12 protein-coding genes are annotated in these 7,635 nt (G+C 71.2%); 7 read left to right on the top strand and 5 right to left on the bottom strand.

Translation table 11 applies throughout. The features are described from left to right. The 3 genes from VM840_02240 to VM840_02230 all read left to right on the top strand — a co-directional run. The coding region (locus VM840_02240; protein HVL80397.1) for a hypothetical protein at nt 1-432 on the top strand (432 nt) is incomplete at its 5' end. 19 nt (nt 433-451) lie between these two features. Further along, entirely contained in the window at nt 452-574 is a 123-nt protein-coding gene (locus VM840_02235; GenBank protein ID HVL80396.1) for a hypothetical protein, read from the top strand. A gap of 159 nt (nt 575-733) precedes the next feature. Further along, nucleotides 734-1,186 (top strand): DUF1841 family protein, encoded by a 453-nt coding sequence (locus VM840_02230; protein HVL80395.1) that lies wholly within the window; start codon nt 734-736, stop codon nt 1,184-1,186. Nucleotides 1,187-1,192: 6 nt separating this feature from the next. Here VM840_02230 and VM840_02225 read toward each other — a convergent pair whose 3' ends face one another. Together VM840_02225 and VM840_02220 are read right to left on the bottom strand one after the other, a co-directional pair. Then, nucleotides 1,193-1,375 carry a hypothetical protein gene (locus tag VM840_02225; protein HVL80394.1) on the bottom strand — a complete coding sequence of 61 codons (183 nt, stop codon included), beginning with the start codon at nt 1,373-1,375 and terminating at the stop codon, nt 1,193-1,195. A 67-nt stretch (nt 1,376-1,442) separates the two neighbouring features. Next, nucleotides 1,443-2,390: an ATP-binding protein gene (locus tag VM840_02220; protein HVL80393.1), complete on the bottom strand. Its 948-nt coding sequence runs from the start codon at nt 2,388-2,390 to the stop codon at nt 1,443-1,445. Between the two features lie 65 nt (nt 2,391-2,455). Between VM840_02220 and VM840_02215 the strand changes: the two genes are divergently transcribed. Further along, a complete protein-coding gene (locus VM840_02215; GenBank protein ID HVL80392.1) occupies nt 2,456-3,001 on the top strand; it encodes a YqgE/AlgH family protein in 546 nt (181 codons plus the stop codon). Between the two features lie 48 nt (nt 3,002-3,049). Here the strand turns inward: VM840_02215 and VM840_02210 are convergent, their stop codons facing one another. Further along, nucleotides 3,050-3,388, bottom strand: a complete 339-nt coding sequence (locus VM840_02210) for a hypothetical protein (GenBank protein ID HVL80391.1) — start codon at nt 3,386-3,388, stop codon at nt 3,050-3,052. Between the two features lie 73 nt (nt 3,389-3,461). Further along, on the bottom strand, nt 3,462-4,658 hold the full coding sequence (locus VM840_02205; GenBank protein HVL80390.1) for an acetyl-CoA C-acyltransferase: 1,197 nt from the start codon (nt 4,656-4,658) through the stop codon (nt 3,462-3,464). A 61-nt stretch (nt 4,659-4,719) separates the two neighbouring features. On the opposite strand from VM840_02205, the gene msrA reads away from it, so the two are divergent. Next, complete coding sequence (gene msrA, locus VM840_02200; GenBank protein ID HVL80389.1) at nt 4,720-5,364, top strand: peptide-methionine (S)-S-oxide reductase MsrA; 645 nt, start codon at nt 4,720-4,722, stop codon at nt 5,362-5,364. Here the strand turns inward: msrA and nucS are convergent. Beyond that, nucleotides 5,361-6,017, bottom strand: a complete 657-nt coding sequence (gene nucS / locus VM840_02195; GenBank protein HVL80388.1) for an endonuclease NucS — start codon at nt 6,015-6,017, stop codon at nt 5,361-5,363. The genes msrA and nucS overlap by 4 nt on opposite strands. A gap of 46 nt (nt 6,018-6,063) precedes the next feature. Here nucS and VM840_02190 point away from each other — a divergent pair, with 46 nt between their 5' ends. Together VM840_02190 and VM840_02185 are read left to right on the top strand one after the other, a co-directional pair. Next, nucleotides 6,064-7,380, top strand: coding sequence for a M20/M25/M40 family metallo-hydrolase (locus VM840_02190; GenBank protein ID HVL80387.1), 1,317 nt, complete (start codon nt 6,064-6,066; stop codon nt 7,378-7,380). A gap of 3 nt (nt 7,381-7,383) precedes the next feature. Then, nucleotides 7,384-7,635: ATP-dependent DNA ligase (locus VM840_02185; protein ID HVL80386.1), on the top strand; the 252-nt coding region annotated here is incomplete at its 3' end.

The following is a 7,635-nucleotide window of genomic DNA, read 5'->3' as shown; positions in this document are numbered from 1 at the left end:
ACCAACTCCGGCCTGCTCGCGCTCGGCACCCCCGGCTTCTTCGACCGGCCCTTCTCCCAGCTCCCGGCCACGGTCACCGCCGGCAAGAACCGCAACAAGCCCTGCGTGTCCGCATCGCCGGTCTCGGTGAAGACGAAGGTCACGGCGGCCAAGATCGGAGACCTCGTCGTCACGGGGGCGCCCGGCGAGATCTTCGCGAACTACTCGAACACGATCAAGGAGAGGTCCTCGATCGCGGCTCTCGCGATCGGCGCGGCCGACGACGGGCTCGGGTACATCATCCAGGCCTTCGAGACCGACCACGCCGGACGCCAGGTCACCGGGTTCGTAGCGCCCATGCAGGCGGTCGAGTACGAGGACGCCTACTCGATCGACGCCTGTTTCGGCGACAAGGCCCTCGAGACGACCGTGGCGCTGCTTGGGACGCTGTAGAGCAGGGTAGGACCCCCCCATGAGGTTCGGCAGGGTGCGGGTCCGCCCGCTCGGCGGCGCCATGGGCTGTCTGACGATGATCGCCATCTCGGTGATCGCGTCGGTGGTCCTGACCGTCCTGCTGAACGTGCTGGTGAGGTGACGGTCCGGACGACCGCCCTGCGTTAGACTGGGTCCGTCCTCGCGTGTGGCCGCACCCTGCGGCCGGGCTGCGATGGCTGATCGCGACACGCAGGGCGCCCCTCGGCGTCCGGACCCGGATCGCCGGCGGCTCCAGGCAGTCGACAGGCAGGAGGCTCAGATGGCTCGATCACGACGTCCCCGCGGGGGACACGTGCGGGGGCCGAGGCGCCGCAAGCGGCCGCCTCGCCCGCAGGCTACTCCGCATCGCATCCCCGACACCCCGGAGGCGCAGCTCGAGGAGGACGCGCGCCGCGACGTGGAGCGCCTCATGAAGATGCGAGCCAAGGATCTGGGTCTGTCCGAGGCGGAGCGGATGCTCGACCGGATCATCTCGCAGCATCCTGAGCACGAGGAGCTGTTCTCGAAGGCCGGCGAATGGACCGTGACCGGCCACGAGGACAGCCCGTTCCTGCACGTCGCGCTGCACCGTCTCGTGGAGCAGCGCGTCGTGAGCCGTGAGATCGGCCGGTTCGACGCGAACGTCCCGTGGCACGAGGCCGTGCACGCGGCCGCGGAGGACATCGCCGAGGAGATGTTCTCGTCAGACGACGAGGTGGTCGAGACCGGCTGACGCCGGCTACGCGGCGGCGCGCTGGGCGTCGCCGCGTCGAACACCGAAGGTCGGCAGCCGTGCGGGAGCCGGGTGGACATCCGCCCAGGCCCGGACGAGCGCCCGGACGAGGCTGACCACGAGGTAGGCGGCCATGCAGAGCCACAACGTGGCGGCGATCATGCTGGCCGGTCCTGGCATCGAGAACATCTCGGTCGCTCCTGTCGGTCGCTCGTCCGTTCGATCCCCGGCGGGCGACGGCGGTAAACCGACGCGTTCAGGAGCCGGTGGTGGACAGGACCACCTTGAAGCGAGCGCCGCCGCCGGGACGGTCCTCAACCCAGGCCCGTCCCCCGTGGAGCTCCGCGAACTGGCGGACGATCGATAGCCCTACCCCGGTCCCGCCCACGCCCTCTGGGGCCGTCCCGCGGTTGAACGGTTCGAAGACGTCCTCCTTGATCGCGTCGGGGACCCCGGGGCCCTCGTCCTCGACCGTGACCACCACGGTCGGACCGTCCGCCTCCGCGCCGATCCGGATCGGTGTCGTGCGGGGCGTGTACTTCACCGCGTTGCGGACGAGGTTCTCGACGATCCGGTCCAACAGCCGAGGGTCGACCGAGACCTTTCCCGGCGACGCGGTGACGGAGACGACGCGGTCACGGATGCCGTACCCGTCGACGATCGTGCGCAGGACCTGCTGGAGGTCGACGTCCTGGCGGTTGACGGAGACCTCGCCGGTGGCCAGACGCTCGACGTCCAGCAGGTCGGAGAGCATCCCCTCCAGGCGCCTGGCCTGGGTACCGACCACGGCGGCCGCCTCGCGCAGCTGATCGGCGGGCAGCTGCTCGCCTCGCTTCTCGAGGATCGTGGCGCCCGTGAGGATCGCGGTCAGCGGGCTGCGGAGGTCGTGTGAGACCGAGCGCATGAAGGCGTTCTTGAGCTCGTCGCGCATCTCCAGTCGCTGCACCTCCATCTGCTCGGAGATCAGGGTCCGCTCGAGCTTCCGGATCCCGCGCTCCCGGTCGATCGTGTACGCGCACAGCAGCAGCGCGAGCAGCACGATGCCGCCCTGCACCATCCGGTAGTCGAGGCCGGGGACGTCCGGGAGCAGGTCGTCGACGGCGCCGATCAGGAGCGAGGCGGTGACGGAGAGGCTCAGCAGGACGATGAGCAGGGTGGCGACGAGGCTCCACCGCTGCTGCTGTGGCTTGGACCGCGCCTCCACGTGCCTCCCGTCCTCCGGCGATACCCGGAGGATAACCACCGTCGCGGGCCGGTGTAGGTTGGGCCATGCTGACCGGCCGGCTCCTCGTCGCCCTGCCGCACCTCCTGGACCCGAACTTCGCCCGCAGCGTGGTCCTGATCATCGAGCACTCGCCGGAACAGGGCGCGGTGGGGGTGATCCTGAACCGGCCTTCGGACACGGAAGTCGACGAGGCCCTGCCCGACTTCGCGGAGGCGGCCGTGCCTCCCGCGGTCGTCTTCATGGGGGGCCCCGTCCAGCCGACGGCGGCGATCTGCCTCGGGCGCATGAGGCCGGGCGCCGAGACAGAGGGGTGGCGTCCGGTGGTCGACGGGGTCGGCGTGGTCGACCTCAGCGAGACCTCCGAGGGGGGTGTCGAACTGGCCGACGCGCGGGTCTTCGCCGGTTACTCCGGATGGGCTCCCGGACAGCTCGAGGCGGAGCTGGAGGAGCATTCGTGGTTCGTGCTGGAGGCGTCGGCGGCAGACGTCCTCACCTCGGACCCGGACTCCTTATGGCCTGCCGTCCTGCGCAGGCAGGGCGGGGTCCTGTCGTGGGTGGCCTCGTTCCCCGAGGATCCTTCGATGAACTAGAGGAGCCGGCGGCGCGCAGCGCCGCCGGCTCCGTCCACCCTGGTTGGGCTACTGGGTCGTGTCGACCCCGGCGCCGCCGCCGACATCCGCGCCGCCGTCGGTGCCGGTGTCGGTTCCACCGGTGTCGGTCCCGCCGGTGTCTCCACCGGTGTCGCCGCCGCCGGTCCCTCCGCCGTCGAACTGGTTGTCGATCTCGACGCTGTCGCCGCCGCCGCCGGTGCCGGCGTCACCACCGTCTCCGCCGCCACGGAACAGTCCGAACATCAGGACGAGGAGCAGGATGACCAGGACGATCCCTGCCACCACGGCCACGGGGTTCCAGGCCGGACCGGGTCCTGCACCGTCCACCCGCTCTTCGCGGATCACTTCACGCTCGCGGTCCACCACGTCGGACCTCCTTCCGCCGTATGGGCTGCATCCGCGGCAGACTTCCCCGGACGCCGGAGGCCGTAAACGCGGCTCAGCCGTCGCTGCGAAGGACGACCGCGATGCCCTGCCCGACCCCGATGCACATCGTGGCCAGTCCCCAGCCACCACCACGGCGCTTCAGCTCCCAGGCCATCGTGGTCAGGATGCGCGCGCCGGAGCAGCCGAGCGGGTGTCCGAGCGCGATCGCGCCGCCGTTGGGGTTCACGATCTGCGGGTCGAGGTCCGGCCAGTTGGAGATGCAGGCGAGGGCCTGGGCCGCGAAGGCCTCGTTGATCTCGACGACGGAGAGGTCCGACCATCCGATGCCGGCGCGCTCGAGCGCTCGGTTCGCCGCTTCGACCGGTCCGATCCCGAAGAGGTGGGGCTCCACGCCGCTCGTGGTCCGGGCGACGATCCTGGCGAGGGGGTCCCGTCCGAGGCGCTCGCAGGTGGCACCGTCCGCGAGCAGCAGGGCAGCCGCGCCGTCGTTCAGCGTCGAAGAGTTGCCGGCCGTCACCGTGCCACCGGGACGGAACGCCGGCTTCAGCTTGGCCAGGCGCTCCATCGTCGTGTCCTCGCGTATCGACTCGTCGCGCTCGAGCAGCGGCGATCCGTCGCGGTCCGTCACCCAGACGATCTCGTCGTCGAACCGGCCGTCCGACCACGCCTTGGCCGCCTTCGTGTGGGAGTCGAGGGCGAACGAGTCCTGCGCCTCGCGGCTGACGTCGAACATGTCCGCGAGGATCTCGGCTCCCTCGCCCAGGGAGACGGTCCACTCCTGCGGCATGCGGGGGTTCGTCATCCGCCAGCCGAGCGTGGTCGACCACATCGTCTCGTTCGTCCGTCCGAACCCGCTCTCGGGCTTCAGGACGACCCACGGCGCGCGGCTCATCGACTCGACCCCGCCGGCCACGCAGATCGACGCGTCTCCCACCGCGATCGCGCGCGATGCCTCGGACGCCGCCTCCATCCCGGACCCGCACAGGCGGTTGACCGTGACGCCGGGCACCGAGGTCGGGAGCCCGGACAGCAGCCACGCCATGCGAGCGACGTTTCGGTTGTCCTCTCCCGCGCCGTTCGCGTCGCCGAACCAGACGTCATCGACGGTGGCCGGGTCGATCTCGGGGTGACGGTCCATCAGGCCCTTCACGGCCACGGCGGCCAGGTCGTCCGGACGAACCCCGGCCAGCGCGCCGCCGTGGCGGCCGATCGGGGTCCGGACACCGTCCAGGATGAAGACGTCGTTCATGGCGGTCCTTTCCTCGGCTCGCTCAAAGGTACCCCGGCCCCGCGTGCGCTAGCCTGGGCCCATGTTCGGGAAGAAGACGCAGATGGTGGCCGAGTCCGAGGCGCTGCCGGGACGGCCGGCGGAGATGCCGGTCCCTGAGCGCCACGAGGTGCTGGGGAACCCCCTTCGGGGGCCGTTCCCGGACGGGTTGGAGCAGGCGGTCTTCGGTCTCGGCTGCTTCTGGGGAGCCGAGCGGAGGTTCTGGCAGGCTCCGGGCGTCTGGACGACCGCGGTGGGGTACGCGGGCGGCTTCACGCCGAACCCGACCTACGAGGAGGTCTGCACTGGCCGGACCGGCCACACGGAGGTCGTCCTGGTCGTCTTCGACCCCCGACAGACGTCGTACGAGGAGATGCTGCGTCTGTTCTGGGAGAGCCACGATCCCACCCAGGGCATGCGTCAGGGCAACGACGTAGGGACGCAGTACCGCTCGGCGGTCTACACGTTCTCAGATGCCCAGCTCGAGGCGGCCGAGACGTCGCGCCGGGCCTACGAGGAGCGCCTGAAGGAAGCGGGGTACGGCTCGATCACGACCGAGATCCGTCCGGTTCCCGCGTTCTACTACGCCGAGGACTACCACCAGCAGTACCTGCACAAGGTGCCGAACGGGTACTGCGGGATCGGAGGGACCGGCGTGTCCTGCCCCGTCGGCCTCGTCGCGGACTAGAAGAGCGTCAGGTCGGGGACGACCCGACCCGCGAGCTCGTCGAAGTCGACCTCCACGCACGCGATCCCGCGCGCGGCGGCCAGCGTCCGCGCCTGCGGTTTGATCGTCTGGGCGACGAACACTCCCCGGACGGGGGCCAGCATCGGGTCGAGGTTCAGCCGCTCGAGGTAGCGGGCGAGCTGCTCGACGCCGTCGATGTCCCCCACGCGCTTCACCTCGACGGCCACCGTGGCTCCCGTCGAGTCGCACAGGAGCAGGTCCACCGGCCCGAGGTCGGTGGGGTGCTCCCGCCGGACCAGCAGGCACCCGTCCTCGATGGCGTCGGGGACGCGGGCCAGCAGGGCCTGCAGCTCGTCCTCGCTCCCGGTCTTGGTCAGCCCCGGCTCCTGACCGAGCTCGATACAGGTGTCGGAGACGATGCGGTCGATGGCGATGTCCAGCCGTTCGGCCTTCGCGCCCAGGACCGTCCAGCCTTCCGGTCGCTCGTCGAGCACCACGGGAGGCGACATCCAGTTCAGCGGCTTGGCCCCCCGGTCGGCGTGGACGATCACCGTGCCGTCCGCCTTCACCACGATCAGGCGGCGCGCCATCGGGAGGTGGGCGTGCAGCCGCCCGGTGTAGGAGATCTCGCAGTCCGCCACGACGAGTCGCATCGGGCGCAGAGTGCCAGCCGGTGCCGACACCCGGTAGCGTGACGTCGTGGACGATCAGATGCTCGACGAGCTCTTCGAGGTGCTGCGCATCCCTTCCGTCTCGACGGGGGAGCCGGACCGCGACGGCCTCCGGGCGGCGGCCGAGTGGTACGCGGAGAGGGTGAGGCGGGCGGGGGGAGACGCGGACGTCGTCCCCACCGACACCAACCCCCTCGTCGTGGGGGAGCTCCGCGCGAACGCCCCGGACGCGCCCACCGTCCTGCTCTACGCCCACTACGACGTCCAGTCGGTGGGGGACCGGGACCTGTGGGAGACCGACCCGTTCGAGCCGGTCGTCCGGGACGGCCGCATCTACGCGCGCGGTGCGTCCGACAACAAGGGCAACTCCTGGCCGACGGTCTGGACGGCGTGCGAGCTCGCCGCCGCGGGGGAGCTCCCGGTGAACGTCCGGGTGTTCGTCGAGGGCGAGGAGGAGGCCGGGAGCTGGTCGGCGATGGAGTGGATCGAGACGGACGCTCGCGGCGCCGACTGCTGCATCGTCTTCGACTCCGGGACGCTCGACCCGTCGATCCCGGCGATCACGCTCGGCACCCGCGGGATCGTTCAGTGCCTGGTCGAGGTGCGGACGGCCGTCCGGGACGTGCACTCGGGGATCTACGGTGGGAGCGTCCACAACGCGGCGCACGTGATGACGCGGCTGCTGTCGGCCGTGCTCCCGGACGAGCGGGGGGACGTCCGTCCGGAGCTGGCGCAGGGGGTGCAGCCCGTCCCGGAGGCCGAGCAAGCCACGTGGGCGGAGCTCCCCCCGGGCGACCTCGTGATCGAGATGGGAGGCGCCAGGGCGATCACCCCCGACGCGGGCGAGCGGTACCACCTGCGCAACGGCGCGCAGCCGTCCGTGGACGTGACGATGGTGTCAGGCGGGGAGCCGCGGACGATCGTCCCGGCCGTGGTGAGGGCCAACGTGACGATGCGGCTGGCTCCCGGACAGCGCCACGACCAGATGCGGGAGACGCTCGAGCGGCTGATGCGCGAGCAGGTCCCGGACGGCGTCGACGCCACGTTCAGCTGGGACAAGGGGTGCGATGCCGCCGCCTTCGACGCCGAGTCGCCTCCGCTGCGGATCGCCCGGGAGGCGTTCGAGGCGGGGTGCGGGAGACCCGCGATGCTGATCCGCCTGGGCGGGTCCATCCCGATCCTGGCGCCGCTGGCGAACCGGGGGATCCAGACGATCCTGTCCGGGTTCGCGACGCCGTTCGACCAGATCCACGCGCCGAACGAGAGCTACCCGCTCGAGTCGCTGGAGCAGGGGGTGCGGGTGTCCGACCAGCTCTTCCGCCGCCTGGCCGTGCTGCCCCGCTGAGGGATGAGCATGCTGCTCGCCGAGCTAGTCGGGGTCTCGCGCGCCGTCGCAGCCACGTCCTCGCGCTCGGCGAAGATCGCCACCCTGGCCGACCTGCTGCGCCAGGCCGACCCCGAGGAGCTCCCGATCGTGGTCGGCCTCCTGACCGGGGAGCCGCGCCAGGGCCGGGTGGGGGTCGGCTGGGCGTCGGTGTCGAAGGTCGTTGCCGAGCCGGCGCCGGCCCCCAGCGTCACGCTCGGTGAGATAGATCGGGCC

The sequence above is a fragment of the Actinomycetota bacterium genome (genome assembly GCA_035540895.1).
Taxonomy (GTDB): domain Bacteria; phylum Actinomycetota; class JAICYB01; order JAICYB01; family JAICYB01; genus DATLFR01.
This window is presented reverse-complemented; position numbering and strand designations above follow the sequence as displayed.

Excerpts from the sequence above, each read along its gene's own strand:
- nucS (HVL80388.1), bottom strand. The coding sequence starts at position 6,017 with ATGCGACTCGTCGTGGCGGACTGCGAGATCTCCTACACCGGGCGGCTG.
- VM840_02215 (HVL80392.1), top strand. The coding sequence starts at position 2,456 with ATGCTGACCGGCCGGCTCCTCGTCGCCCTGCCGCACCTCCTGGACCCG.
- msrA (HVL80389.1), top strand. The coding sequence starts at position 4,720 with ATGTTCGGGAAGAAGACGCAGATGGTGGCCGAGTCCGAGGCGCTGCCG.
- VM840_02235 (HVL80396.1), top strand. The coding sequence starts at position 452 with ATGAGGTTCGGCAGGGTGCGGGTCCGCCCGCTCGGCGGCGCCATGGGC.
- VM840_02230 (HVL80395.1), top strand. The coding sequence starts at position 734 with ATGGCTCGATCACGACGTCCCCGCGGGGGACACGTGCGGGGGCCGAGG.
- VM840_02205 (HVL80390.1), bottom strand. The coding sequence starts at position 4,658 with ATGAACGACGTCTTCATCCTGGACGGTGTCCGGACCCCGATCGGCCGC.
- VM840_02225 (HVL80394.1), bottom strand. The coding sequence starts at position 1,375 with ATGTTCTCGATGCCAGGACCGGCCAGCATGATCGCCGCCACGTTGTGG.